The 24,365-nt window shown below is 51.8% G+C and carries 27 protein-coding genes; 9 read left to right on the top strand and 18 right to left on the bottom strand.

Translation table 11 applies throughout. The annotated features are described in order from the left end of the window. The first annotated feature begins 9 nt into the window (after positions 1–9). The gene (locus AC3G3F_RS23330) at positions 10–459 is read left to right on the top strand and encodes a helix-turn-helix domain-containing protein (RefSeq protein WP_488395875.1); all 450 of its coding nucleotides are present in this window, start codon (positions 10–12) and stop codon (positions 457–459) included. Here the strand turns inward: AC3G3F_RS23330 and AC3G3F_RS23325 are convergent, their stop codons facing one another. From AC3G3F_RS23325 to AC3G3F_RS23270, 12 genes are all read right to left on the bottom strand, one after another. After that, complete coding sequence (locus AC3G3F_RS23325; protein WP_488395873.1) at positions 460–771, bottom strand: hypothetical protein; 312 nt, start codon at positions 769–771, stop codon at positions 460–462. It lies immediately after the preceding gene. Further along, positions 768–3,296 carry a replication endonuclease gene (locus AC3G3F_RS23320; protein ID WP_488395871.1) on the bottom strand — a complete coding sequence of 843 codons (2,529 nt, stop codon included), beginning with the start codon at positions 3,294–3,296 and terminating at the stop codon, positions 768–770. Before AC3G3F_RS23320 ends, AC3G3F_RS23325 begins: the two co-directional genes overlap by 4 nt. Further along, positions 3,293–4,099: a DNA cytosine methyltransferase gene (locus AC3G3F_RS23315; protein WP_488395870.1), complete on the bottom strand. Its 807-nt coding sequence runs from the start codon at positions 4,097–4,099 to the stop codon at positions 3,293–3,295. The genes AC3G3F_RS23320 and AC3G3F_RS23315 overlap by 4 nt, the downstream gene beginning before the upstream one ends. After that, positions 4,096–4,653, bottom strand: a complete 558-nt coding sequence (locus tag AC3G3F_RS23310) for an AsnC family protein (RefSeq protein ID WP_488395868.1) — start codon at positions 4,651–4,653, stop codon at positions 4,096–4,098. Before AC3G3F_RS23310 ends, AC3G3F_RS23315 begins: the two co-directional genes overlap by 4 nt. Then, entirely contained in the window at positions 4,650–5,609 is a 960-nt protein-coding gene (locus AC3G3F_RS23305) for a DNA adenine methylase (RefSeq protein WP_488395866.1), read from the bottom strand. The genes AC3G3F_RS23310 and AC3G3F_RS23305 overlap by 4 nt, the downstream gene beginning before the upstream one ends. Next, positions 5,606–5,845, bottom strand: a complete 240-nt coding sequence (locus AC3G3F_RS23300) for a hypothetical protein (protein WP_070789109.1) — start codon at positions 5,843–5,845, stop codon at positions 5,606–5,608. Before AC3G3F_RS23300 ends, AC3G3F_RS23305 begins: the two co-directional genes overlap by 4 nt. Further along, entirely contained in the window at positions 5,842–6,378 is a 537-nt protein-coding gene (locus AC3G3F_RS23295) for an ASCH domain-containing protein (RefSeq protein WP_070802227.1), read from the bottom strand. The genes AC3G3F_RS23300 and AC3G3F_RS23295 overlap by 4 nt, the downstream gene beginning before the upstream one ends. Next, positions 6,366–6,620, bottom strand: coding sequence for a ParE family toxin-like protein (locus AC3G3F_RS23290; RefSeq protein ID WP_023221998.1), 255 nt, complete (start codon positions 6,618–6,620; stop codon positions 6,366–6,368). The genes AC3G3F_RS23295 and AC3G3F_RS23290 overlap by 13 nt, the downstream gene beginning before the upstream one ends. Next, on the bottom strand, positions 6,617–7,057 hold the full coding sequence (locus AC3G3F_RS23285) for a hypothetical protein (RefSeq protein ID WP_488395864.1): 441 nt from the start codon (positions 7,055–7,057) through the stop codon (positions 6,617–6,619). The genes AC3G3F_RS23290 and AC3G3F_RS23285 overlap by 4 nt, the downstream gene beginning before the upstream one ends. A 75-nt stretch (positions 7,058–7,132) precedes the next feature. Then, positions 7,133–7,324, bottom strand: coding sequence for a hypothetical protein (locus tag AC3G3F_RS23280; RefSeq protein WP_023222000.1), 192 nt, complete (start codon positions 7,322–7,324; stop codon positions 7,133–7,135). Further along, a complete protein-coding gene (locus AC3G3F_RS23275) occupies positions 7,294–7,497 on the bottom strand; it encodes a LapA family protein (protein ID WP_071786548.1) in 204 nt (67 codons plus the stop codon). The genes AC3G3F_RS23280 and AC3G3F_RS23275 overlap by 31 nt, the downstream gene beginning before the upstream one ends. A 5-nt stretch (positions 7,498–7,502) precedes the next feature. Beyond that, entirely contained in the window at positions 7,503–7,745 is a 243-nt protein-coding gene (locus AC3G3F_RS23270; protein ID WP_488395863.1) for a hypothetical protein, read from the bottom strand. 164 nt (positions 7,746–7,909) lie between these two features. Here AC3G3F_RS23270 and AC3G3F_RS23265 point away from each other — a divergent pair, with 164 nt between their 5' ends. Next, entirely contained in the window at positions 7,910–8,398 is a 489-nt protein-coding gene (locus AC3G3F_RS23265) for a hypothetical protein (RefSeq protein ID WP_488395862.1), read from the top strand. A 17-nt stretch (positions 8,399–8,415) separates the two neighbouring features. Here AC3G3F_RS23265 and AC3G3F_RS23260 read toward each other — a convergent pair whose 3' ends face one another. The 3 genes from AC3G3F_RS23260 to AC3G3F_RS23250 all read right to left on the bottom strand — a co-directional run bounded on the left by AC3G3F_RS23260 (position 8,416) and on the right by AC3G3F_RS23250 (position 10,211). Next, the gene (locus tag AC3G3F_RS23260; RefSeq protein ID WP_488395861.1) at positions 8,416–8,952 is read right to left on the bottom strand and encodes a hypothetical protein; all 537 of its coding nucleotides are present in this window, start codon (positions 8,950–8,952) and stop codon (positions 8,416–8,418) included. A 13-nt stretch (positions 8,953–8,965) separates the two neighbouring features. Beyond that, on the bottom strand, positions 8,966–9,760 hold the full coding sequence (locus AC3G3F_RS23255) for a hypothetical protein (RefSeq protein WP_488395860.1): 795 nt from the start codon (positions 9,758–9,760) through the stop codon (positions 8,966–8,968). A 121-nt stretch (positions 9,761–9,881) separates the two neighbouring features. Next, a complete protein-coding gene (locus tag AC3G3F_RS23250; RefSeq protein ID WP_488395858.1) occupies positions 9,882–10,211 on the bottom strand; it encodes a hypothetical protein in 330 nt (109 codons plus the stop codon). Between the two features lie 282 nt (positions 10,212–10,493). Between AC3G3F_RS23250 and AC3G3F_RS23245 the strand changes: the two genes are divergently transcribed. Both AC3G3F_RS23245 and AC3G3F_RS23240 read left to right on the top strand, forming a co-directional pair. Beyond that, the gene (locus AC3G3F_RS23245) at positions 10,494–10,850 is read left to right on the top strand and encodes a helix-turn-helix domain-containing protein (protein ID WP_267286384.1); all 357 of its coding nucleotides are present in this window, start codon (positions 10,494–10,496) and stop codon (positions 10,848–10,850) included. Between the two features lie 5 nt (positions 10,851–10,855). Next, complete coding sequence (locus AC3G3F_RS23240; protein ID WP_488395856.1) at positions 10,856–11,830, top strand: phage integrase; 975 nt, start codon at positions 10,856–10,858, stop codon at positions 11,828–11,830. A 199-nt stretch (positions 11,831–12,029) separates the two neighbouring features. Here AC3G3F_RS23240 and yegD read toward each other — a convergent pair whose 3' ends face one another. Next, complete coding sequence (gene yegD, locus AC3G3F_RS23235; RefSeq protein ID WP_488395854.1) at positions 12,030–13,382, bottom strand: molecular chaperone; 1,353 nt, start codon at positions 13,380–13,382, stop codon at positions 12,030–12,032. A gap of 133 nt (positions 13,383–13,515) precedes the next feature. Between yegD and alkA the strand changes: the two genes are divergently transcribed. Continuing rightward, complete coding sequence (gene alkA, locus AC3G3F_RS23230; RefSeq protein WP_488395852.1) at positions 13,516–14,385, top strand: DNA-3-methyladenine glycosylase 2; 870 nt, start codon at positions 13,516–13,518, stop codon at positions 14,383–14,385. Here the strand turns inward: alkA and AC3G3F_RS23225 are convergent. Then, positions 14,353–17,343 (bottom strand): MASE1 domain-containing protein, encoded by a 2,991-nt coding sequence (locus AC3G3F_RS23225; protein ID WP_488395851.1) that lies wholly within the window; start codon positions 17,341–17,343, stop codon positions 14,353–14,355. The two genes, alkA and AC3G3F_RS23225, sit on opposite strands and share 33 nt — an antisense overlap. Before the next feature lie 330 nt (positions 17,344–17,673). On the opposite strand from AC3G3F_RS23225, the gene udk reads away from it, so the two are divergent. From udk to asmA, 3 genes are all read left to right on the top strand, one after another. Next, positions 17,674–18,315: a uridine kinase gene (udk, locus tag AC3G3F_RS23220; RefSeq protein WP_000132082.1), complete on the top strand. Its 642-nt coding sequence runs from the start codon at positions 17,674–17,676 to the stop codon at positions 18,313–18,315. 90 nt (positions 18,316–18,405) lie between these two features. Continuing rightward, complete coding sequence (gene dcd / locus AC3G3F_RS23215) at positions 18,406–18,987, top strand: dCTP deaminase (RefSeq protein ID WP_001234784.1); 582 nt, start codon at positions 18,406–18,408, stop codon at positions 18,985–18,987. Between the two features lie 38 nt (positions 18,988–19,025). Further along, positions 19,026–20,882: an outer membrane assembly protein AsmA gene (gene asmA / locus AC3G3F_RS23210; RefSeq protein WP_023246957.1), complete on the top strand. Its 1,857-nt coding sequence runs from the start codon at positions 19,026–19,028 to the stop codon at positions 20,880–20,882. An 85-nt stretch (positions 20,883–20,967) separates the two neighbouring features. On the opposite strand, the gene AC3G3F_RS23205 is transcribed toward asmA, so the two are convergent. Continuing rightward, positions 20,968–22,548, bottom strand: a complete 1,581-nt coding sequence (locus AC3G3F_RS23205) for a TerC family protein (RefSeq protein ID WP_023246958.1) — start codon at positions 22,546–22,548, stop codon at positions 20,968–20,970. A gap of 673 nt (positions 22,549–23,221) precedes the next feature. Between AC3G3F_RS23205 and AC3G3F_RS23200 the strand changes: the two genes are divergently transcribed. Next, entirely contained in the window at positions 23,222–24,361 is a 1,140-nt protein-coding gene (locus tag AC3G3F_RS23200; protein WP_000978077.1) for a polysaccharide export protein, read from the top strand. Positions 24,362–24,365 lie beyond the last annotated feature (4 nt).

The following is a 24,365-nucleotide window of genomic DNA, read 5'->3' as shown; positions in this document are numbered from 1 at the left end:
GTATATAAAATGACGCAATTTTATATCGTGAACGGCGAGAGGATGAACACAAGCAAGGCGGCTTTAATGCTGGGGTATAAAAATTCTACAGGGCTGATGTACAGAATAAAATCTAATGGTATTCCTGAAGGTGGTGATATTTCTCATTTACATACGTGCAGGAGTAAAATATTTATTGTGAACGGGCAGGAAGTAAACATCACTGCCGCCGCCCATATTCTCGGTTATGACCAGTCAACGCTTTCAAGAAAAATAGCCTCTCTTTCCCTTCCTGAAGGCAGTGATATTTCCCATCTGGGTAAAGCTTTTTACATCGTTAATGGCGAAAAAATGGATATTCCCCGCGCCGCCGATGTGCTTGGGTACGATCGCTACTGGTTGTCTAAAAAATTAAAACGTTGCTCAGTTCCTCCCGGTAGCGACATCTCCCACATGTCGCCAGGAAAACGCCGCCAGTAATCAGCCTTTTTTATTGCTCAGGTATAGTTCCGCTATCCTCGCCTTTGAAGCGAGGCGCTGGCGGGCTTTGTCCAGCTTCGCTCGCTCTTTTTCCGCTTCCAGTTCCCTGTAGATGTTCATGACCTGGCGCAAAGGGCAAATCACGGGCGGTGTTTCCTGCTTCACCTCCTGAACTTCCGGCACTGGCGGTGGTGACGGCGGCATGTTCACGCGGGGATTTTCCCGCGCCCGGCGTTCCGCGCGTACCATTGTCCTGTATAACTGCCCGTCAAAGCGCTCTTCGCCCGGACGGTAGGCGGTGTATTTTCTCATTTTAACCCCCTCAGTTTGTTCACTCGCGACAAAATGCTGTCGCGTTTCTGCTGTTGTTGTTTTTGCTGCTCAGTGACCTGTTGTTTGCGGCGTTCTGCCACCCGGTCAGGATCGGAATGTGCCAGGCAACGGGCCTCGTCGCCGTAGCGCAGGTCTTCTTCATTCAGTGGGTTGTGACATTCGCGGTGTCCGCACCAGCGCTGGCGCTTAATGATCACGATGTTGCCGTGTCTGACCTGCAGGCAGGCGTCAGGGCCGTAGCTGATCATCCGGCCTTTCAGCACGTGCCCGATCTCGTCGTCGCTGTCGATACCGCGCGTGCGCAGCTCGGTAATGAGGCGCAGAACCGCGTTTTTATCGTCGGCGACGGGTTTTTGTTCGTGTTTGCGCGGCGGAATAACCCGCAAAAGGGAAAGGTGATCCGCGCTGCGACTGTCTGGCGCGGCGTTCTGGTCTGGTTCCTGGTCTCTGGCCAGCGTACTGATTATTTGCTGGTCAATTGTCTGCTGAATTGGCTCGGTGTTACTGTTCGATTTATCGCCGTTTGTTGGTTGTTTTTTGTACAAAGTACAGTTATTGACACGAGTCCTAGCGGTCGCGGACGCGACCGTAAGGTCAAAAGATGAACACCCTGTTAGCTCCGACGCCGTATCCGGCGTCGGCTGTTTTTTGACCATTTTCCACTGTTTGACGTGGGTGATGATGGGGAACTCTTTTGGCTCATGCTGGAGATATACCCCTTTAATAATCGGGGTTTCCCTTCCGTATTTGTCGGCTTTTTTCGACATGCCGTAGTAAGGGCGCAGGATCAGATCCTTACGGGCAACCAGGGGGCCACCCTGTAATGTGATGTAGGCTCCCCAGTCCCCATCCACGGATGCGGCCTGGTGCATTTCGGCAAAGGTGGTGCCAAATTTCGCCGCCAGTTCCTCGTCGCGCATACGGCGCAGCTCGCGCCAGACCGAAACGGGCGCACCGCCCACAAACTGAAATTGCCGGATACCCCACAATGAGGCCCACGCGGTGGCGTGTTTGGCGGTCAGTTTGCAGGGCTTGCCGGATTCGTCGTCTACTTCGTCATCCAGCGCGTAACCATCGATATTTTTGGAAATGTATTTGGCGATGTACGCGACGGCGTCGCCTTTTTCCGCGTCGATATCGATCACGTCAAAGCGGGGTTTGATGCCCTCTTTGGTGTTGAGTTCGTCGCGGTCTTCACGGATGGCGTAGGTTTCCAGGGTATTAGTGAGCGCGTCCACCTGTTCAGGGCGTACAAATAACATCATGTGCAAGTGCGGGGTGCCGTCGTGGTGTGGTTCCGCCACGCGCAGACCGAAAACCTGTATGCCATCGCGGGCAAGGTCGGCGCGGATCAGCTTCCAGATGTTGTTGAGGTAGTCCTGGGTCTGTTTCGGGCTGGCGTGGTTCCATTTGCTGTTACGCGGGCCGTAGTTATGGCGGGCGTGGTACTTTGACGGCGCGGTAATTGTATAGAAACGGGCTTCAAATCCCGCGTCTCTGGCAATATCACGGAATCCCCTGATACGGGTCATAAGTTCAACACGACGCAGGGCCGGGTTAGAAACGGAAGCGTCGATAGTGTCAGCGAGCGATATGCGATCGCCGCTGTCCTCGTCTTCCAGCTCCAGATTGCTCATGATGAGACGGTTACGGCGGCGCTGTTCTTCCCAAAGGCTGATTTGCTTTTTGCTGCAATACACTGACGCCGCGCGGCCCACGTCGCCGTAGGTGATTTGCAGGTGCTCCCGCCAGCGGTAGGCCAGGCGCTTTAAGCGGCGTTTCCAGATTTTTTCATCCATCATCTTCTGAACCGTGACAGACGTATCCAGAAGATCGAGTTTGTAGCGCCGGAATTTTTCAGCGTTGGCCGGGGGCATGTTGAAGCGTTCCGCCACATTCAGGGCGCACGTGTATAACTGGCGGGCGCAGGTCATATCGTCCAGATCGGCGGTTGCGTCGACCATATCGGCGATTTCGCCCCGGATGTATATAGCAATGTCTTGCGCCAACAACTCTATATCTTCTTCGGTGTATTCCGGCAGGCGGTTAAACCGTTCCGTTAACCCCTGGAGATCGGCGAAGTGGTGGGCGGTTGTGGTGCTACTTTCCAGCCATGACCAGACGGGCGGCATGGGCTTATCGATTTCGATGCGGTATTTATTGTTTACCGCGTTGAGTAACGGCAGTTCGCGGCGAACGAAATCACGGAATTTAAGACCGGCGATGTAAACGCCTTTTTGCTGGCAGTGTTCATCAATGCGGGCCTCGATACGCATACGCATGAACAGCGGCAGGGGGTGAGTTGCCCGCCTGATACTCTCGTCGAGTTTTTCGCGGGCTTCCTTCTCGCGTGCTGCTGCCGCGATATCTTCTAATGACGAACGGTCAACGCCGATTGCCTCGCGGGGTTTATTCCACGGATACGGGTAATCGGTCGTGTCCGGGGCTTTGCCCGGATACGGCGGCGGGGGTGTGGGTGCGTAGCGTCCGTGGGAGGTGGTCATTGTGTGACCGCCTCCATGTATGCCCTTATGAACGCTTCCGCGACCGGCGCAACGATGGCGTTGCCGTAGGCGCGCAACTGGCCCACTCGTCCGGGAGTCCCATTAACCAGCGGCTTAAGTCCGGGTTTAACTGGCCTCCACTTTCCATCCCGGCAGAACAGCCAGTCAGCATCTCGCCAGTAGCCGTTAACCGGACTGGAGAAGACAGCCTCGCCGCACCTCCCAGGGTTGTTCCTCTTGATGGGTGATTTGCTGCTGCTCCCACCCCTGCAACCTGATTGTTGTCTATCGTTGTTGGCGTAGGCCACCCAGAAGAGGCGCTGTCGGATGTGCGGCGCACCGAAGCCCGCAGCGCAAAGATCGACAACTGCGACGGCGTATTCCGCCTTTTCCAGGTCAAATTGTACAGCGTCGAACCATGTGAGGCCGTCCTTGCTTGCAACTTGTTCACCAAAGATAACGTGAGGGCGGCACTGCGATACAAGGTAAAACCATGCGGGCCACAGGTGGCGGGGGTCGTTGAATCCCCGGCGTTTTCCCGACTGGCTGAACGGCTGGCAGGGGCAGGAACCCGTCCAGACGGGGCGGCTGTCAGGCCATCCGGCACGTCGCAGGGCGTAAGACCAGACGCCGATCCCGGCGAAGAAATGGCATTGCGTGAAGCCTTTAAGGTCATTGGCGGTAACTTCCTCAATTGAGCGCGTATCAATGACGCCGGGAGCAACACAACCAGCGTCAATAAGGTTTTGCAGCCAGGCGGCGGCAAAGGGATCGATTTCGTTGTAGTAGGCGGTGGCGGTCATCGCGGCAGGTACTCCCTTGCGATGGCGTCAATTGCGGTATGGCGGTGGTAATACAGCCATCTGGTTGTGTCTTTATCGATGGCAAACTTTCCGCCAATCTCCCGGAATGTCAGATCGGAGCTGTCACGTAACCCGCGGATGAGTTCAACATCTTCGTCCTCGTACTTGGTATGAGGGGAATTATCACCGCATTTATAGAGACTGATACCCAGACGTCTTGCTCTGTGCATTACTGAGCTTATCGTCCGTCGTGGTGTCAGTTGATTGCCAATTTCTTCTGCGGTCATCGTGTGGCAATTTTTGCGGATGAAGTTGTCTTGTTCTTGTGTATATCGGGGTCTCATGTAACCGATTTGATCCGGAAAACGCTCACGTAAAAATTGAAGCTTGTGTGCAACAGCGTCGGCTGATCTGCCTGGTGCTGGCAGAAGCGCGGCGATTTCTGTCAGGCTTTTTTTCCTGTACAGACTTAGCACCAACTCTTCTTCTTCCGGTGCCCATGCTCGTTCATGTGCCGGGCATTTCCCCGGCGTTCCCATAGGTTTCAGAATCATGATGCGGCCTCCATTGCGGCGGCGAATGCCTTTCCCTCCTGGCGTGGTGCGCTTACATACCTTTCCCGGCCATCCAGCACGCCGATCACTTCAGGGGCTTTTTTGCGGCCTTCGGTGCTGGCACTGACAGACCGTTTAACGTCCAGTTTGTGGAGCCTGAACGGCGAATAGATCGCGCGGGTCGCTTCGGTGTCGCTGTTGGAAATAACGGACTTAACGCCGTAAAGCCGTTCGACCTCTATCAGGTGCGCGACAAGCGCCCGGTGGTCGTTTTCGGTAAACGATTTGCCGTTGTAGTGGGTGAAGCTGTCTTTATCGCTGAGTGGCAGATAGGGCGGATCGCAGTAAATAACCGCATCGCTTACTTTATTGGCATGGAATGAGATATCGGGACAGATACCCGTAAGCGCTCTAATCGTTGTGCGGAAATCCGAACAAACAAAGCGGGTTCCGGTATCGCGGGCTTTTTCGGCAAACAGGCGCATTTCCACATAGGGGAAGTACGGCTGATCGTACTTGCCGAACGGGACGTTAAATTCACCCTTCAGATTGGTACGGTACACGCCGTTGAAGCCGTGGCGGTTCAGGTACAGGAACAGCGCCGCCCAAACCAGCGAGGTACGGCGTGATCTGTTATAGGCAGTGGATATCGTGTTAAACGCCTGGCGGTTGCGCTTGTAGGCTTCCTGGTTTCCGTCATCCTTGAAGAGTTTCCACGCGAGATCGATTAACGCCGCCGTGTTATACGTCATGTGCCGGTAGAAATTCATCAGCGCGGCGTTGCTGTCACACAATACGTAGCGGTCATAGTCCGTATTCATGAACACGGAACCGCCGCCAACGAACGGCTCAATCAGGCACTTCGCTTTGGGTAAATGCTTGCGCAGCTCCGGCACAACTTCGCGTTTACCACCCGCCCATTTGAGCGGGGAACGGATGAGAGATGGCTTTTTCATGAGCGGCCCCCTCGTTGTTTTTTCGGGGTGTAGGTGTTGGGTTCCAGAATGATTTCACGGCAGATATTGCGGGCAGATACCTGCGATCCGTCATTGAAAAAGATGAAGCGTTTTTCGTCCTGGCCCCTGATATCGTCCAGTAGTGAGCGGTCTAAATTGATATTCTGCTCACGCGTGCGATAGCGCTTTCCGTCGATATCGTTGATGTAGGAAATCCAGATAGCACCGAGTTTCATGCTTCACCTCCCCACTGCGGCAACATCTGCACGTTGGTGAAGGTGTACAGCCAGTACATCTCTTTAGCGGGGTCTGCGGTGTGGTAAACATCCCGCATGAATGCATGGAGTTCGGCTAGCGGGTCACGGTCAGGGTTAAAGCCGTCATGAATGGCGTCAATGTTTTCTATTTTGTCGCCCTTGATAACGGAAACGTCAGCAACAATAGCGGTGGCGAACGGAACCCATTCGCCGCCTACGGCTTCTGTGACCAGTTCGATTTCGGCGCCGGGCTTGTAGGGCTGTCTTTCCAGAAGTCCGGCAAGGTCGCTTAATTGGGTAACGGTTGTTCCTGATAAAAGGTGTACAGTTATGCCGCCAATAGAATCTACATACGTGTTGTGTTTCAGTTTACTGTCATGGGAATAAACAGCCTGCTGATCGTCTGTTTCTTCGTAGTAACGGCATTTAAAATCCAGCATGCGCAGTGAGGTTATCTTCTGCCCGCTGTGGAATGCTTCAATGAAGCGGGGGTGAAATTTCATCTGTAGCATCGTCTAATCCTCTTCACGTATTCGTTGTGGTTGAGTAGTTCCCATGTCCGGCCCTCGTTCAGGCTTAACAGTCGGTAACTGTCCACGTTGATCACGCGGGCGCGGGGTACTCGTTCCAGCCGTCGCACATGTGACCAGTCGTTTTTTTTCAGGCGGTCAAATGCCGCCCGTGCTTTCTTCTCAAGCTTTCCCCGTGGCTTGTTTCTGCTCTGGCGGTAACGTCCGGGGATAATCAGCTTCATTCGTCGGGGATTGATTCCAGGCGCTCTGCCTTTACCCATCGGGTGTCTTCATACGGGGCTTCAAAATGCACAGAACAGAACGGGATGCCGCGTTCATTAACTTTTGTTAGGCCCGCCGTTCCGCGCGTGTAAGGGGCTGTCTTCAGGCGTACGCGAGTGCCTTTTAAGAGAGATGTGTAATAGGCTGTAGTGTCCGGGCCGCTTGCTGGGTCAACGGCAACAGCGGCGTTGGCCGTCCTCTGGAAAGCGACGAGCTGGGCGCGGAGTTTTTCGTTTTCTTCAACGAGCTGCTCGATGGCGCTGGCGGCGATGGTGTAAGGCTCAGACATTAGCGCGATAAAAAAATCGGCGTCGGCAGCGCTTGCTTCGGCGTGTATACGCAAAATTTGCGCACCGGCTAAGGCTTTTTGGGCAAGGCTTTTATTTGGGTTAATCATTGTGTTTTCCTTTATTCAGGTTGTACGAATCCCGCCGCGTGAGCGGTGTTTAAATGAATCAGGTCAATTAATCTGTTATTCAGTCAGGTCGTGTAATTCCCTTAACTGTCGAGCCACTGTTTTTAAACTCCTGGCGGTTTCCATCAGTTCTGCGGAGACAACCAGATATTCATAATTTGCAAGCCTCATATTGGCAATTTGCAGCGTTTCCGCCGCTTTCGCGATAATTCCGGCTGCTACAATTCTTTGCCTTGCGGTGGTGTCCATTTCGTTTTCCTTTCTTCGGTTGAATTTATTTGTTTTTTTAGTTGCGAATATTTTCGTTTTTGTCTCCATGTATCAATGAACATTAATATCCATACGGCCAGAAACATAACTAATGCGGCCAGTGATATAACGGCTATTGATTCCGGTATAGTGAATGAATAACTAATATTCATTTCTGTCACTCCGTAATTCTGGCGGGTTCGGGTACGACTCCGTCAGTTAGCTGTTTCGCCATCCAGTTAAGTTCTTTTAGGTCTTTACTGGCGCTTGTGTCTTTTGAATAAAAAAGTGTGTTACGGACACTCAAGATACCGTGCTTCATAACGTCAAAATGTGTCCCTTTCTGGCGGGGATTGGCTTCGTTATCGAAGTAGTATCCCTGTAAGAACTCGTTTACCTGTTCTGCCGTGTTTTTCCTCATAACATCATCCTCGCAGTGTGAAAAAATACCGTGATTGCCCGCCCGGTTGGGTGCCGTGGTTTAGGCTGCGAACGGCGAGCAGCTTGTGTTATGTTGTCTACGCCCGTTACGTTTTCGAAGGCATGACGGGCGCAGACTATCTACACACAATCAGGAGGCCAGTTATGGCTAAGGTATCGGATATTCTTTCCTCCATATCAGGTAGCTACTCTCTTGCAAAAACTACGTGCGAGACTCTTTTAGAAGCCAGGGATGCTAAAAAAGACAATGAGCACACTAAAGAAATAAAGGCGCTTCTCAGCGAGATACTCAACATGAATCAACAAGCCATAGAATTATCTAACCTTTATGCCGAGTCCGATAAGTCCCGCCATTCTTTGCAACGAAAACTTGATGAGCTTATGGATAAACGTAATGAGATTGCTAAGTATGAACTTACTGAGGTAGCACCCGGCGTGCTCGTACTTAGCAATGAGGTAATCGTTAAGGGAAATAAGACAATCAGATACATTTGTCCAGATTGCGCGGAAGATAACAAAGTAAAAACACTCTATCTTAGAGGTCAGGGGTACAGAAAATATTTTGAATGTCATGGTTGCCACTCCGAGATTGAGGTATCACCGCACAAAAGCACATGGGTGCTTCCTAAGTAATTTCTGCTTCCATTAATCTATCCTTCTTGTGGTAACCTTATCTTTGAGGTTGCCATTTCTTTTGTCACCGTGAATGTAAGAATTACTGGCTTACCCGGCTCAATGGGCATTGCTGCAATCTCGTCAAATTTCCTTTTAAGGAAAAACATAAATGCATCGTATGGGACATTTCCTTCATAGGTGTCGTTTTTTATGTATAAAACGGAGAAATACGCCTGCTCACCAGTGCGCTTGACTGCTGTCAGGTGATCAAGCCTGAACAAAAGATCGCCACATGGTGAATATTTATCTTTAATCTCAATAAAGATATTTCTCAAATCATCGCCATAGTAGGGATGGTGTTCTGGTTCTTTGAATTTCATTTCATTTTCTTCTTTCATTTCGCTTTCCTCTTTCTTTGGTCGCGTTGGTTGGGAATTCGGTTTACTTTTTCTCTTGCTGGCTAGCTGTATATCTTCCAGGTAATGACCGGCTGGAAGCATTTCAAAAGAAAGTCTAAAAAGCCCAATAGCCAGAATTAAAATTAACAGGACTAGTAAAGCTTGAATAAGCATACTTACCTCATGGTTAGGATGCTTTTAGCGCGAGCAATTGGCTTTCTTTGTATTGTTCTAGAATTTCTATCAAATCCCTGACGCTTATATTACTGTTTCTCATTTCCGCGTAGGTGCCGGACGCTGTACGCATGAAAACTTTTTCTGTTTTATCTTTGTTTTTTATCGATTCTATTGCTTCTATTTCACTGATTTTAACCGCTGTTACAGTGTCCTTTGTATTAAAAATCAGATAGCCTTTTTCTATTTCCAAAGTATCGTTTTCATTGAAATGGATTTTCTTATCGCTCTTGGGTGTAACGGTGCTAACATACCCGCTATTTGCATTGTTGTATTTCTTGCTGAATGATGCGGCTATTTCTGGTTCCAGTCTTTTTTGTACTCGCTCTTCACGCCCGATACATTCGCATTTGCGGAAGTTAACCGGCTGCTGTTGTTCTGTGAATTTACCGTCAATGAACCATATACTTTTCAGTGATTCATATCCTGGCTGTACTGGCAGCACTTCTATAGCAATATAAACTCTGTTATCAAGAGTGTCTTTTAATGTTGCCATATCATAATATTCAGTAAACTCAAGACAACCGTACAATTCCACTCCGGAATTTGATTCCACTAAATATACGTGTGTTACGTACCCGATTAATTCGTGTATTTGTGATTTATTCGGTGAGTTCTTAAATATTCCAGGATAGTGATTACCATTAAAGTTACTGGCAATATTACGCAACATATCAGCGCCGATAACGCGTCCGTCTTTTCCCTCTCCTGTCACTGCCAGTTGTACATCGCTAAGAATAGTTTTCATTTTGTACCTCGTTAAAAAAGGTAAGTGATAATAAATTTAATGGTTGCAGCCATTAAAACCGTACCTAAACAGGCAATAGCAATAATCATTAAAATATCTATGCACAGGCTTTTTAAGTCGGTCATGCTTTTATTCTCTGACTTTGGTTATTGAAAAAATTCAGTAGCCCGTCAGCGAAATAGGCGATCATGTCAACCTTGCGTAATTTATTCTTTTCAGTTTTGATGAGCGTCAATTCTCCCCTATTCGCATCGTCAATCACACTTTGAAAATCGCCGTTACGGTAACGCTCGGCAAATTTTTTAAGGGTCATTTGCGGCTCTATCTTTTCCTGAATAAATACCTTTGCCACGGCCTCCACAACCATAATTTCGCGCTCATGGGCTTCTTTACGCCTGATGTCGCTTACGGTCATTTCGTATTTCGGGGCGCGTGATTGTCTGTCTGCCATTACTCCCCCTTCTGCATTTCGTTTTTAATTTCTGCCAGGCCACGCATATATAACCGATGAGCCATTCCTGAACGTGAACGACCATCTTTTTTTGCCAAAGCCTCTAGTTCCTCCCGTTCGCCTTCCGTTAGACGCAGGGAAATCTGCCTTCTTGGTGCATCCGCTTTCGGTAGACGAGAGCGGTCTTCGTGTGCTGATTGCTCCATAGTGATATATTTGCTCTCTCTATCTGGTTGTTAAATTCATTATGAGAACTCAAGTTATCACTGTCAAGAGGTGAATGTGAATTTTAATTCTCTTTGCGCTGAGCGCATCAAATTAGAAAGAACCCGGCTAAGCCTTACGCAAGCTCAAGCAGCCATGATTTGTGGTGTTTCTCGCGAAATGTGGGGGAAGTATGAGAGGGGCCAAGCGGTACCAGGAGGGGAAGTATTATTCTCTTTTGCTGAGGCGGGGGCAGACATTCAATATATCTTGCTTGGGGAAGTGCGGTTGACAGAAAACCAGGAAGAAAAAGCCCTGCTCGAAAACTATCGCGCCATGAATGAGGCGGCGCGGTTAAATATGCAGGCGGTTAGCGCTGCGTTCGCGCAGGCTAACTTAAACAAAGACGACCTGAAAGACGGCAGTAGTGAGTAGCGCCCATGAGTATCAGTAAACTACCCGATGGCCGTTACCTGATGGATCTTCGTCCCAGCGGAAGCGATGGAAAGCGTATACGCAAAAAATTTACCACACGCGGGGAGGCTAAAGACTATGAGCGGTGGGCGATGGCTCGCTATAACACCAAAGAGTGGAAAGCGCCTGTTGTCGATGATCGTTATCTGCTGGAGTTGATAGAAATCTGGTGGAAAGTTAAAGGGCAGATGATGCGGGACGGGGAGCGTACGCACAATAAGTTACTGGTGCTCGATCGCGCACTCGGTCATCCACTGGCGTGCGATGTAACGCCAAAACTTTTTTCTGATTACCGCGCCCGGCGAACGACGGCAGGCATCAAACCCAAAACGCTTAACACGGAACAGGAGCATCTTGCCGCGATGTTTAATTCCCTGTATTCGTTGGGTCACTATCCGTCACCTAATCCGCTGAAAGGCCTGGCGCTTATCCGTCTGACCAAAAGCGAAATGGGTTATTTGACGCATGACGATATCGCGCGATTGCTTGAGGTGATGAAGGGCGATAACTTGCTGATTGCCAAATTGTGCCTTTCTACTGGTGCTCGATGGAATGAAGCGGCAATGCTGATGGCAACGCATGTTATGAAAGATCGCGTGACATTCGTCAAAACTAAGAATGGGAAAAATCGCACGATTCCGGTAGAGCCTGCACTTATAGCTGAAGTTCTGGAGGGCAGGAGTGGGCGGCTTTTCCCTGATGCTGATTACGATCTTGCCAGGGAAACGATTAAAATTGTTGTTCCGCATTTACCATCCGGGCAAGCAACACATTCGCTGCGTCACACCTTTGCTAGTCACTTTATGATGAACGGCGGAAACATTCTTACCCTGCAACGAATACTAGGCCACTCCAATATTTTACAAACGATGGTATACGCCCATTTCAGCCCCGATCACTTGATCGACGCCGTGAAATACAACCCCTTGACCGCCTTTTAAAGTGTCCAGTTTTTGCCCAAACTGTAGCAATAACACTCTGATTATTGCTATCAGGCTGGGCATTAACTGACTGATGTTTTTATAACATACTGATTTTAAAGAGTGTATTTAGGAGGAGGAATCCTCCCTTACCCTCATTCCTGACGTTAAGCCACATCAAGAATAATGTCAATCCATCAGCGCTGAGCTTGCGAGGCGCTTAGCGGAAAACAACCTCCGCCCAGCGTGCCAGTCCTGCGGTGACGGAGCCGAAATCATCGCCGCCAGCGATGGGTATGCCCGGTAGCTGTTCGGAAAGCGCTTTTTTAATCAATGGCGAACGGGCGCTGCCGCCGGTCAGATAGATGACATCCGGTTTTTCCTGCGCGCTGTCCAGCGCCAGTTGCACCTGTTCCAGAATACGCGCCAGCGGCTGATCCAGCGCCGCTTCCAGTCCTTGCTGGCTGATAGCGACCGCCAGTTCATCACTGATAAATGGCAGCCTCGCCGTAACATCCGTTTGTCCGGAAAGGGCAATCTTGCTCTCTTCCGCGCAGCGTACCAGGCGGTAGCTAAGCCGCTGACGCCAGACCTTGAGCAGCAACGCGACCTTGTCTGCTTCACGCGCGTTGCGAACCAAATCGTTCAACAGACGACCATTCGCGCTACTGTAAAAATCGCTTTGCGCCGGGACGTCGTTAATCGCGACGGCGTTCCACCACGGCAGCACCGGCAGGGCGATGCCTTTTTCGGTTTCGCCGCCCATGCCCAGCAAAGGCATCAGATTTTTAAAGGCCAGCGCGATATCCAGATCGTTTCCGCCCACGCGGCAACCGCTGTGCCCCAACAGGCTGTTTTCACGATCGGCGCGCTGACGCCACTGCGGCCCCATCAGCAGCATAGAACAGTCGGTGGTGCCGCCGCCAATATCCACGACCAGCACACGCTTCTCTTCCCGCAGCGTAGCCTCGTAGTCCAGGCCCGCCGCGACCGGTTCGTACTGGAATACCACCTCCTGAAAACCGGCGCGTTTTGCCGCCCGCTCCAGAATACCCTGCGCCTGGCGGTTTGCGTCATCGCCGCCCAGTCCCTGAAAGTTAATCGGGCGACCGATCACCGCCTGGGTAATGGCCTCCGGTAACTGGCTGTGCGCCGTATTACGAATATGTACCATCATGGCGCAGACCAAATCTTCAAACAGCGCAACCTGCTGCGGCTTCAGGCCGCTGGCGCCTAAAAAGGATTTCGGCGATTTGACGAACCAAACCTCCTGAGGATCGTCAATATAGTGCGCCAGCGACGCCAGACCAAACTGTACGCTTTGCGCGCGAACTTCAATATCTTCCTCGCGGTTGTAGCGTATCGCGCGGCGTAGCAGCGCCTGGGTTTCTTCGTCCGTTGTCGGCACATCATGATGGCGGTACAGCCACTCGCTCACCGCTTCGCGCGTCGGCGCGCACAGCATAGACGGCAGCAATGTGCTGTTATTTTCCATTGTCAGCAACTGTGGACGTCCGTTGCGCATAATAGCGACCGAGCAATTTGCCGTACCGTAATCAAATCCTATAAACACCTTAAAATCCCCATGCCAGTGAAGAAGGGGCGTGACTTTAGCGAAATGTCGTCGCGGCGACAACTGGAATATGAAAGCAAGGCGTTACGTGCGATTAGCGTTTATGCTGAAAGGTCAAATAAAGGAGAAAAGCATGTTTATCCTGAGCTGGCAGCCGCCTTACGACTGGTCGTGGATATTGGGTTTTCTTGCCGCGCGTGCGGTGGACGGCGTGGAAACGGTAGGCGAGGGCTTTTATGCGCGCAGCCTGGTTGTGGGCGAGCATCGCGGGCTGGTCAGCGTGAGGCCCAATCTGTCCACCCACACTGTGCGGGTTAGCGTGAGCGCCGGATTACTTCCCGTCGCGCCGGCGTGTCTGGCGAAGGTTTCGCGTCTGTTTGATCTTGACTGTCAGCCTGCGCAGGTTGCCGCCGTGCTGGGGCCACTGGGCGAGGCCAGACCGGGGCTGCGTTTACCGGGATCAGTTGATACGTTTGAACAAGGCGTGCGGGCGATACTGGGGCAACTGGTGAGCGTCGCGATGGCGGCAAGGTTGACGGCGAAAGTGGCGCGCCGCTATGGCGAGGCGTTGCCGGATGCGCCCGATTATGTCTGTTTTCCCGGTCCGGTAACGCTGGCGTTGGCCGATCCGCTGGCGCTGAAAGCTCTGGGGATGCCGCTCCGGCGCGCCGAAGCGCTGATTCATCTGGCGCAGGCGACGCTTGCGGGAAAACTGGCGCTCACCGCGCCGCCGGACATTGAGCAGGGTGTTAAAAATTTACAAACGTTTCCGGGAATTGGCCGCTGGACGGCGAACTATTTCGCCCTGCGCGGCTGGCAGGCAAAAGATATCTTTTTGCCCGATGATTACTTAATTAAGCAGCGCTTCGTCGGGATGACACCCGCGCAAATCCGCCGCTACGCGGAGCGCTGGAAACCGTGGCGTTCCTACGCGCTACTGCATATCTGGTATACCCACGGCTGGCAACCGTCAATGGATAGCGAAATAGCTGGTATTCAGTAACAAATCCAGCGGTTGCGCTTCGGCGATGGTGTCGCCATAAATCAGATCCACGCCAATACGGGAGAGCGTATCCAGCACCTGTGGGTTTTGTACCGGTCCGGCGAGCGTTTTGATGTCCAGACGCTGGGCGTGTCCCTGAATAATCGAGGCCAGCATTTCATCCATTAAACTCTCATGAACGTTGGCGATAAGGTCGCTATCCAGCAGTAAATAATCGGCGATATCCGGGGGCAGTAAATTAAACAGATGTAAATCGCGCCCGACATGGCTGAGAATAACCTGGCAGCCGCGTAACCGCAGTTTTTGCAGAGTCGCAATGGCGGTCTGTGCCTGCTTAACGATAATGTCAGCCGGAATAATCAGGTGTAACAACTGTGGCGGCAGCGGGCTATGTTCCAGTTGTTCCAGCAGTTCATCAATAAGGGTAGCGCTGCATAATCCCGCGGCGGACAGCGGCAGCGCGACGCTTAATCCTTTGCTGGCGACGGCGGTCGCCGCATGATGGAAAAACTCATGGAATACCCGTCGGTCGAGCGCATGATGCAGCGCGGAGTCGACTAATCCTGCCCGGAATGCACGTTCTTCCAGAACATCCCCTTCGCTGGTCCACAGCCTGAGTGAGACCAGCCAAAAGCTGGTGGCCTCCGGCGTACGCGGCGGTGCGACGTTTCTGGCAAGCATCAGCAGGTGGTTATTTTTAATCATATGCCACTGTTCTTCCAGCGGCATCTTTCCCGTTGAGGGGGATAATGCGTGCTGCGGTTCGTACACGGTCAGACGGCCGCGGCCGCTATTTTTCGCGGCGTAGCAGGCAATATCTGCCTGAGACATGACCTCTGTAAGCTGGCAGTTATGTTCATTTATCATCGTGATCCCGGCGCTGGCGCCGATCCGATGCAGGCGTCCTTCCCACATAAAATGATACTCATTAATGGCGTTGATAAGCCGCGTCGCGATAAAGCGCGCGCTGTCACTATTACTATCCGGCAGAAACAGCCCAAACTCGTCACCGCCCAGACGGGCTAAGAGATCGCCGGAGCGAAGCATACTGAGCATCAGCGACGCGAGCTCGCGCAACAAGGCGTCGCCGGCGGCATGACCCGCGCTGTCGTTAACCGCTTTAAAACGGTCCAGATCGATAAACACCAACGCATGATGTTGAGGCGATTCCTGTATTGTTTGCAGGCGTTGTTGAAGCCGTTTTTCAAAACTGGCGCGGTTGGCGAGATGGGTGAGGGCGTCATGGGTTGCGCTGTAGCTGAGCTGGCGTAACATTTTTCGTGATTCGGTGACATCCTGGATAACCAGAACCGAACCAATCTTATCGCCGTCAAGCGTGCTGAGCGGCGTGATATTGTAATGAATATCGTAGCTGCCGCCGTTATGACAATGGAGCACTACCTCCTGTTCCATGTCCGATCGTGACCTGTCGGCGCGATAAATATCCTCCAGCAGCGGCCCTTTATCACCTGACGTAATGCGCAGAACCGTTAATAATGGCGCGCCTAAAGCATCCTCTTGCCGCCAGCCGCTCATCTTTTCGGCGATCGGGTTCATAAAGGTGATATTCATAGCGACATCGATACACACCACCGCTTCTCCGATAGAGTCAAGAGTGATGTGCAACCGTTCTTTTTCCTGAAACAGCGCTTCGTTCGCTTGCGTAATGCGCTCCATCAACCGCTGGTTTTCCTGCTCGCTTTGCTTGAGATCGTTAATATCTTCAATCTGAGCAATAAAATAGAGAGGTTGATTGTCTTTATGACGAACCAGCGAGACGGCCAGCAGCGCCCAGACGACATCGCCGTTGCGGGTGTAGTAACGTTTTTCCATGGAATAGCTGTTGATGTCGCCGCGCACCAGCATGTTTAGCTGTTCAAGGTCGTTATTCAAGTCTTCCGGCCAGGTCAGTTGCTGAAATGTCATCGCGCGTAATTCATCCTGGCTATAGCCAAGAAAATGGCTCAGGGATTTATTGACCTGTAGCCACTGGCCCTCCGTACCGACCAGCGCCATGCCAATGGCGGAATACTCCATCGCGTTGCGAAAGCGGGATTCGCTCTCGGTGATATGTTTGCGCTCCGTGCGAAACGCGTACATCACCATCGTCATCATATTAGCGGGCAGCAGGATCATTAAAAAAGGCAGCCACGGCATATTGACCATCACGTCGGTTTTCGGCGTGGCGAGCAGCGTGGGATCATTGGCTAGCATGAGCGAGACCACGATAACGGTAGCTAAAAAAATTAAAAACGCCTCCATTCGCGGCAGGCGCACCGCACTCCACATCAGCAGGACGATAACGCACGTAAACGGCCACGGGATATAGCGCATAGCGAGCCAGCTTAGCGCCAGCGTAATGACCAGCGTCAATAGCGTTTCCAGCAACAGATGCGGGTCGCGATGACGCAACAGATAGTGTGGTTTAAACAGTAAACCTAACGGCACCAGCGCCAGCGCGCCGATGGCTTCCGATAATACCCAAATCAGAAACGCTTTCGAGGCGACCGCTTCCGGCGCTATCAGCCAAAATAACAGGCCGCCGAGTAGCGGCGGAATCACGGCGCTGCCGATAGCCAGACGGAACCAGTCATTCAAATTTTGTAAGGGGTTATACCGGGGGAGCAGTTTTAGCAGCAGTATCGCGCCAGTGGCCGCCTCGATAATATTTATTGCCGTCCAGCTAAAGTTAAGCGAGGCGGCAGGAAATAAAGTCAGTGAGGCGCCGATGCTGCCGAGCGAGCAGGCGACGGCGATCCCTGGCCACAGACGGCCCGCATGGCGGTAAAACGCTACCATCATAATGGAGGTGGGGAACCACAGCGGCGCGAGTTGGGCGCCGAAACGCGATAACGCGAGCGAAAAGAGCGTAAAGACAAACGCGACCAGGCCTAAACTGACCAGACGCAGCAGCGGGTGGGGGACGGTAACGAAAACATGTTGGGATGGTTTACTCATTACCACTCTATCCGAATCGCCGGTAACGTCGCGGAATACCGGACGCGTCAGTTTACTCTGTGATTATGCTAGTATAAACGCGTAATGATTTATACGCTGGCTGGATATAAATTGTGGTTCCCGGCGTATTACTCCTCCAGACGGGTCGATAAATCCGCTGTCCGCGTTAAAACTGAACGCTTTTACGTCGCAACGTCGAATGCACCGCCAACAAATTAACCGTGGTATAGCGCCGGACTGGTATCGCGCCGCTGAAATCCCTATAATTGCCGCGTTTGGCGTTTCGGCGCCCCCCTTCCTTACATCCAGGTTAATCAGGTCGCTAAATTTATGACTGATCAGTCTCATCAGTGCGTCATTATCGGTATCGCTGGCGCATCGGCTTCCGGCAAAAGTCTTATTGCCAGTACCCTTTACCGCGAATTGCGTGAACAAGTGGGTGACGAACATATTGGCGTTATTCCCGAAGACAGTTATTACAAAGATCAAAGCCATCTGTCGATGGAAGAACGCGTAAAAACCAACTATGACCATCCGAATGCGATGGATCACAGCCTGCTATTTCAGCATCTCCAGGCGCTCAAGCGCGGTTCGGCGATTGAATTACCGGTATACAGTTATGTTGAGCATACCCGTATGCAGGAAACGGTTCGCGTAGAACCGAAGAAAGTGATTATTCTTGAAGGTATTCTGTTACTGACCGACGCGCGTTTGCGTGAAGAGATGAACTTCTCTATTTTTGTCGATACGCCGCTGGATATCTGTTTGATGCGCCGTATCAAACGCGATGTGAACGAGCGTGGTCGCTCAATGGATTCGGTGATGGCACAATATCAGAAAACGGTGCGTCCGATGTTCCTGCAATTTATTGAGCCTTCCAAACAATATGCGGATATTATCGTGCCGCGCGGCGGTAAAAACCGCATCGCTATTGATATTCTGAAAGCGAAAATCAGCCAGTTCTTTGAATAAATCTGGCGAATTGTGTACCGTTCAGTGATAACCTGGTTAGCCCTTGATGTGCTTGATTTAAGGGCTTGATGCGCGAAAGGAGAAAGTGCCATGCGTTTATGCGACCGAGATATTGAAGCCTGGCTGGATGAAGGCCGTTTGTCTATCACCCCGCGACCTCCCGTAGAGCGCATTAACGGCGCGACGGTCGATGTACGTCTTGGCAATAAATTTCGAACCTTCCGTGGTCATACGGCGGCGTTTATCGATCTGAGCGGGCCGAAAGATGAAGTGAGCGCGGCGCTGGATCGCGTGATGAGCGATGAAATCGTTTTGCCGGACGGCGAGGCATTTTATCTGCATCCGGGCGAATTGGCGCTGGCCGTAACCTATGAGTCTGTTACCCTGCCGCCGGATTTAGTGGGCTGGCTGGATGGTCGTTCCTCGCTGGCGCGTCTGGGGCTGATGGTGCATGTGACGGCGCACCGTATCGATCCAGGCTGGTCGGGCTGCATTGTGCTTGAGTTTTACAACTCCGGGAAATTGCCGCTGGCATTGCGTCCGGGTATGCTCATCGGCGCGTTGAGCTTTGAGCCGCTGTCCGGCCCGGCGGCGCGGCCTTATAACCGCCGTCAGGATGCCAAATATCGCGATCAGCAGGGCGCCGTTGCCAGCCGGATTGATAAAGACTGAGCCATTCGGCGCAATACTGCCGGTCCATTGAGGGTAGCATGAGACGATTTCTGACGACGCTGATGATTCTCCTGGTCGTGCTGGTGGCCGGATTTTCTGCGTTGGTATTGTTGGTCAATCCGAATGATTTCCGCGCCTACATGGTGCAGCAGGTTGCCGCGCGTAGTGGGTATCAGTTGCAACTGGACGGGCCGTTGCGCTGGCACGTATGGCCGCAGCTCAGCATCCTTTCCGGGCGAATGACGCTGACGGCGCAAGGTGCCAGCGAACCGCTGGTGCGGGCTGACAATATGCGCCTGGACGTCGCTTTATGGCCGCTATTGAGCCATCAGCTTCATGTTAAGCAGGTTATGCTGAAAGGCGGGGTGATACAACTGACGCCGCAAACGGAAGCGGTACGCAGTGATGATGCGCCAGTCGCGCCGAAAGACAATACATTGCCGGACGTAGCGGAAGATCGCGGCTGGTCGTTTGATATTCGTAGCCTGCGTGTTGCCGACAGCGTGCTGGTTTTTCAGCATGAAAATGATGAACAGGTCACGGTGCGCGATATTCATCTGAATATGGAACAAGATGCCGAACATCGCGGCACGTTTGATTTTTCGGGACGCGTGAATCGCGATCAGCGGGATCTTGCGTTATCGTTCAGCGGAACGGTGGATGCTTCCGATTATCCGCATAATTTAACCGCCGGTATTGAACAACTGCGCTGGCAATTGCAGGGCGCGGATCTACCGGCGCAGGGGATTGAGGGGCAAGGACAATTTCAGGCGCAGTGGCAGGAGGCGCAAAAACGCCTTTCATTTAATCACTTAAATTTAACGGCGAATGACAGTTCTCTGACCGGGCACGTTCAGGTGACGCTGGCGGAGCGGCCGGAATGGCAAATTGACCTCCAGTCCGGCAGACTTAATCTGGATAACCTGTTGCCGCATCATAACACCGTGGCACAGACGAACGGCGCGACGTCGCAGGGGCAAAATACGCTCCCCCTGACCAGGCCAGTTATCGCATCGCGTGTTGATGCGCCGCCTTATCAGGGGTTGCAAAGCTTTACGGCGGTGATTTCTTTGCAGGCGGATTCAGTTCGCTGGCGGGGAATGGACTTTACCCAGGTTTCGACGAAGATGTCTAATCAGGCCGGATTGCTGGATATCACCGAGTTACAGGGGAAGCTGGCCGACGGACAGATGTCGCTGCCCGGCACGCTGGATGCCCGCACCGCCAGTCCGCGCATCATATTCCATCCTCGCCTCAACCATGTTGAGATTGGAACTATCCTGAAAGCCTTTAATTATCCGATTAGCCTGACCGGTAAAATGTCGCTGGTTGGCGATTTCTCCGGGGCAGATATTGACGCGGAGGCATTTCGCCACAACTGGAAGGGAAAAGCGCATGTTGATATGAGCAATACGCGACTCGAAGGAATGAATTTCCAGCAACTGGTGCAGCAGGCCGTAGAGCGAAGCGGCGGCGACGCGCAGCAGTCGCAGGAAAATATGGACAACGCGACCCGACTGGACCGCTTCACGACCAATCTGATGCTAAACAAGGGCACGCTGAGGCTCGACGATATGTCCGGGCAATCTTCTATGCTGGCGTTAACCGGCAGTGGAACTCTGGACCTGGTTAAGCAGAGCTGCGATACGCAATTTAATCTGCGTGTGCTGGGCGGCTGGAACGGCGATAGCAACCTGATCACCTTCCTGAAAGAGACGCCGGTGCCGTTGCGCGTCTATGGCAAGTGGCAGGAACTGAACTACACCCTGCAAGTTGATCAGTTATTACGTAAGCATTTGCAGGATGAAGCGAAGCGTCGGCTCAGCGACTGGGCGGATCGCAATAAAGATACCCGCAACGGTAAAGATGTGAAGAAGCTGCTGGATAAGCTGTAGTTTTTGGCCAAAGGGGAGTGCCGGATGTCGACGCTAACGCGCTTCCGGCCTACCTGGCAAGTAGGCCGGGACAGGTGAACAGGCGTTACACCTCGTATTCTGGCTCATCGTTATGCAGCGGAATTAACTGCACTTTCTGCACACGATGGCTTTCTACCTGCAATGTTTTCAGCAAATAATTGCCCACCTGAACCTCTTCACCGGTTTTCGGTATGCGCTGCAAATATTCCATTAATAACCCGGCAATCGTATGATATTCCCGTTTTTCATCCAGCGGTAGCGGCACGTACTGCACCAAATCCTCCAGCGGCATATGGCCGTTTGCCGTCCAGGAACCATCCGGGTTCTTCTGAATATCGTGGCGGGCGTCAATTTCCTCGGCTTCATTCGGCAAATTACCGGCGATAGTCTCCATGACATCGCTTAATGTCACAATGCCTTCAACCGAGCCAAACTCATCTACGACAAAGGCAAAATGGGTTCTGGCGTTACGGAACTGCTCCAGCGCAGGCAGCAGAGGCAATACTTCCGGGAAAACCAGCGGTTGGCGAATCAGAGCCCGCAGGTTGAGCGGTTCGCCGCGCAGCGATTGTTGCAACAGATCGATGACGTGGACGACGCCGAGTAAATCTTCCTGGTCATTTTCACCGGTCACGACCAGACGCGTATGCTGGTTCTTTTCCAGCAGAGCGCGGATTTCCGCTTCCGGCGCGTTGAGATCGATATGCTCGATATCGTGACGTGATGTCATGATGCTACTCACGGTGCGCTGGTTGAGATTCAGCACCCGCTCAATCATCCTGCGCTCCTGCGGATTAAAAATCTGGCTGTCGTCATGGTCTGCCAGCATCGCGGCGGTTTCCGCATCCAGTTCGGCATCCTCTTTTTTACCGCTAATCAGACGCATCACGGCTTCCGCTGTGCGCTGGCGCAGCGTATGGTTAGCGGAAAGAAAACGGCGGCGGTTAAAAATAGCCAATTGGTTGAGCGCCTCGATCATCACCGAGAAGCCGATAGCGGCGTACAGATACCCTTTCGGAATATGGAAGCCAAACCCTTCCGCCACCAGACTAAAGCCGATCATCAGCAGGAAGCTAAGACACAAAATCACAATGGTCGGATGGTTGTTCACAAACCGGGTCAGTGACTTGCTGGCGAGCAGCATCAGGCTAATGGCGATTATCACTGCCGCCATCATGACAGCCAGGTGATCGACCATCCCCACGGCGGTAATCACGGAGTCGAGAGAAAAGATAGCGTCCAGCACCACGATTTGCGCGACCACCGCCCAGAATTTCGCCCCCTTACGCTGGGTAGGGTTAGCACTATCTTTCCCTTCCAGCCGTTCGTTGAGCTCCATGGTGGCTTTAAAGAGCAGGAAGAAGCCGCCGAACAGCATAATCAGATCGCGGGCGCTGAAGCTTAACGCCTGTACGCTAAAGAGCGGCTTAGTCAAGGTGACCAGCCACGAGATTGACGCCAGCAGCAGCAGGCGCATGATCATCGCCAGTATCAGGCCGGTAATGCGCGCGCGGTCGCGCTGCCCCGGGGGTAGTTTTTCAGCGAGGATGGCAATAAAGACCAGGTTATCAATGCCGAGAACAAGTTCGATAACGATTAACGTTACTAGTCCGGCCCAGATTGACGGATCGGCAATCCATTCCATAGTAAGAGCAATACCTTCTGTAATATGACAATTGTCACAATTCGATCATGGATAATACGGCGGGAAAATGCAATGCCGCAGAGCAATTTCTCTTTGTTATGGGGCTATAAAATAACTTTAAAATAGCCGTAATGTTTCTGTCAGAAACTAAATAATATTAAAAATATATTTAGGAAATATCGCAGGTAGGGTGAGGCAAATAAATATTGTCAACATCAATAAAATCCTAAAATTATCTGTTAATTCATTTAATATTAATCTTAAAAATATAGAATGGCGGTTTGTTACCTTGCCTGTCATTAGGTTAGCTGCAACAATTCTTGCAGGATTAAGGTAGCGCTCTTAAATATCCTGTCACGACATCAAGAAAACTATTAATACGTAACCTTTATTTCGCTGAAGATTTTTATCTGAATGAGGATGAAATCGGAGGGAAGTGCAAAAATTTAAAATAATCAGTGCATTGGTAGCTAAGAAGCCAGGGGCGGTAGCGTGCCTGAAAGCCTGAATATAAGCCTTTGTTATTCTGTCAATAGCCTGCGGATGAATTGATTTTTTTTCAGAATGATGCCAGTTAATTTTCGCTTCCATTAACTGCAAGGTAAATGTGCACGGACGAAGCCGCTATTTAAATTGCACAGGATAATTACTCTGCCAAAGTGATAAATAATCAATGATGAAATCCAAAATGAAATTGATGCCATTATTGGCGTCACTCAGCTTGATAAGTGGCTGCACAGTACTTCCGGGCAGCAATATGTCTACGATGGGGAAAGATGTGATCAAACAGCAAGACGCTGATTTTGATCTCGACCGGATGGTCAATGTGTATCCGCTGACGCCACGGCTGGTTGAGCAATTACGCCCGCGGCCCAATGTCGCGCAACCGAATATGTCGCTGGACCAGGAGATCGCCAGTTATCAGTATCGCGTTGGGCCTGGCGATGTGCTGAATGTCACCGTCTGGGATCACCCTGAATTGACCACGCCAGCAGGCCAGTACCGTAGCTCAAGCGATACCGGCAACTGGGTACAGCCGGACGGCACCATGTTTTATCCCTACATCGGCAAGGTTAGCGTCGTCGGTAAAACTTTGTCAGAGATTCGCAGCGATATTACCGGGCGTTTAGCGAAGTACATCGCGGACCCGCAGGTGGATGTCAATATTGCCGCTTTCCGTTCGCAAAAAGCGTATATCTCCGGCCAGGTGAATAAATCCGGCCAGCAGGCCATTACTAACGTACCGCTAACCGTCCTGGATGCGATTAACGCTGCGGGCGGCCTGACCGATATGGCGGACTGGCGCAACGTAGTATTGACGCATAACGGCAAAGAACAGCGCATTTCGCTACAGGCGCTAATGCAAAATGGCGATCTTAGCCAGAACCGCTTGCTCTACCCTGGCGACATCCTGTATGTGCCGCGCAATGACGATCTGAAAGTCTTTGTCATGGGCGAAGTGAAAAAACAGAGCACCCTCAAAATGGACTTCAGCGGCATGACGCTCACCGAAGCATTAGGCAATGCGGAAGGCATCGATCTGACCACCTCCAACGCCAGCGGCATCTTTGTGATTCGTCCGTTGAAAGGCGAGGGTGGGCGTGGCGGCAAGATCGCCAATATCTACCAGCTTGATATGTCTGACGCCACTTCATTGGTGATGGCGACGGAATTCCGACTTCAGCCTTACGATGTGGTGTACGTCACGACCGCGCCGGTTGCTCGCTGGAACCGTCTGATCAATCAGTTGCTGCCGACCATTAGCGGTGTCCGTTATATGACGGATACGGCCAGCGACATTCATTCCTGGTAATCGT

The organism is Salmonella sp. FC25216, assembly GCF_057751355.1.
Note: the sequence above shows the minus strand (reverse complement) of the source record. Positions and strands in the feature narration are given on the sequence as shown.

Coding starts and splice junctions, on each gene's coding strand:
- AC3G3F_RS23305 (WP_488395866.1), bottom strand. CDS start 5,609: ATGAAAAAGCCATCTCTCATCCGTTCCCCGCTCAAATGGGCGGGTGGT.
- AC3G3F_RS23320 (WP_488395871.1), bottom strand. CDS start 3,296: ATGACCACCTCCCACGGACGCTACGCACCCACACCCCCGCCGCCGTAT.
- AC3G3F_RS23255 (WP_488395860.1), bottom strand. CDS start 9,760: ATGAAAACTATTCTTAGCGATGTACAACTGGCAGTGACAGGAGAGGGA.
- AC3G3F_RS23280 (WP_023222000.1), bottom strand. CDS start 7,324: ATGGACACCACCGCAAGGCAAAGAATTGTAGCAGCCGGAATTATCGCG.
- AC3G3F_RS23315 (WP_488395870.1), bottom strand. CDS start 4,099: ATGACCGCCACCGCCTACTACAACGAAATCGATCCCTTTGCCGCCGCC.
- AC3G3F_RS23290 (WP_023221998.1), bottom strand. CDS start 6,620: ATGAAGCTGATTATCCCCGGACGTTACCGCCAGAGCAGAAACAAGCCA.
- dcd (WP_001234784.1), top strand. CDS start 18,406: ATGCGTTTATGCGACCGAGATATTGAAGCCTGGCTGGATGAAGGCCGT.
- AC3G3F_RS23330 (WP_488395875.1), top strand. CDS start 10: ATGACGCAATTTTATATCGTGAACGGCGAGAGGATGAACACAAGCAAG.
- AC3G3F_RS23265 (WP_488395862.1), top strand. CDS start 7,910: ATGGCTAAGGTATCGGATATTCTTTCCTCCATATCAGGTAGCTACTCT.
- AC3G3F_RS23260 (WP_488395861.1), bottom strand. CDS start 8,952: ATGCTTATTCAAGCTTTACTAGTCCTGTTAATTTTAATTCTGGCTATT.
- AC3G3F_RS23270 (WP_488395863.1), bottom strand. CDS start 7,745: ATGAGGAAAAACACGGCAGAACAGGTAAACGAGTTCTTACAGGGATAC.
- AC3G3F_RS23200 (WP_000978077.1), top strand. CDS start 23,222: ATGATGAAATCCAAAATGAAATTGATGCCATTATTGGCGTCACTCAGC.
- AC3G3F_RS23300 (WP_070789109.1), bottom strand. CDS start 5,845: ATGAAACTCGGTGCTATCTGGATTTCCTACATCAACGATATCGACGGA.
- AC3G3F_RS23325 (WP_488395873.1), bottom strand. CDS start 771: ATGAGAAAATACACCGCCTACCGTCCGGGCGAAGAGCGCTTTGACGGG.
- AC3G3F_RS23205 (WP_023246958.1), bottom strand. CDS start 22,548: ATGGAATGGATTGCCGATCCGTCAATCTGGGCCGGACTAGTAACGTTA.
- AC3G3F_RS23250 (WP_488395858.1), bottom strand. CDS start 10,211: ATGGCAGACAGACAATCACGCGCCCCGAAATACGAAATGACCGTAAGC.
- AC3G3F_RS23310 (WP_488395868.1), bottom strand. CDS start 4,653: ATGATTCTGAAACCTATGGGAACGCCGGGGAAATGCCCGGCACATGAA.
- udk (WP_000132082.1), top strand. CDS start 17,674: ATGACTGATCAGTCTCATCAGTGCGTCATTATCGGTATCGCTGGCGCA.
- AC3G3F_RS23295 (WP_070802227.1), bottom strand. CDS start 6,378: ATGCTACAGATGAAATTTCACCCCCGCTTCATTGAAGCATTCCACAGC.
- alkA (WP_488395852.1), top strand. CDS start 13,516: ATGTTTATCCTGAGCTGGCAGCCGCCTTACGACTGGTCGTGGATATTG.
- AC3G3F_RS23285 (WP_488395864.1), bottom strand. CDS start 7,057: ATGATTAACCCAAATAAAAGCCTTGCCCAAAAAGCCTTAGCCGGTGCG.
- asmA (WP_023246957.1), top strand. CDS start 19,026: ATGAGACGATTTCTGACGACGCTGATGATTCTCCTGGTCGTGCTGGTG.
- AC3G3F_RS23240 (WP_488395856.1), top strand. CDS start 10,856: ATGAGTATCAGTAAACTACCCGATGGCCGTTACCTGATGGATCTTCGT.
- AC3G3F_RS23275 (WP_071786548.1), bottom strand. CDS start 7,497: ATGAATATTAGTTATTCATTCACTATACCGGAATCAATAGCCGTTATA.
- AC3G3F_RS23225 (WP_488395851.1), bottom strand. CDS start 17,343: ATGAGTAAACCATCCCAACATGTTTTCGTTACCGTCCCCCACCCGCTG.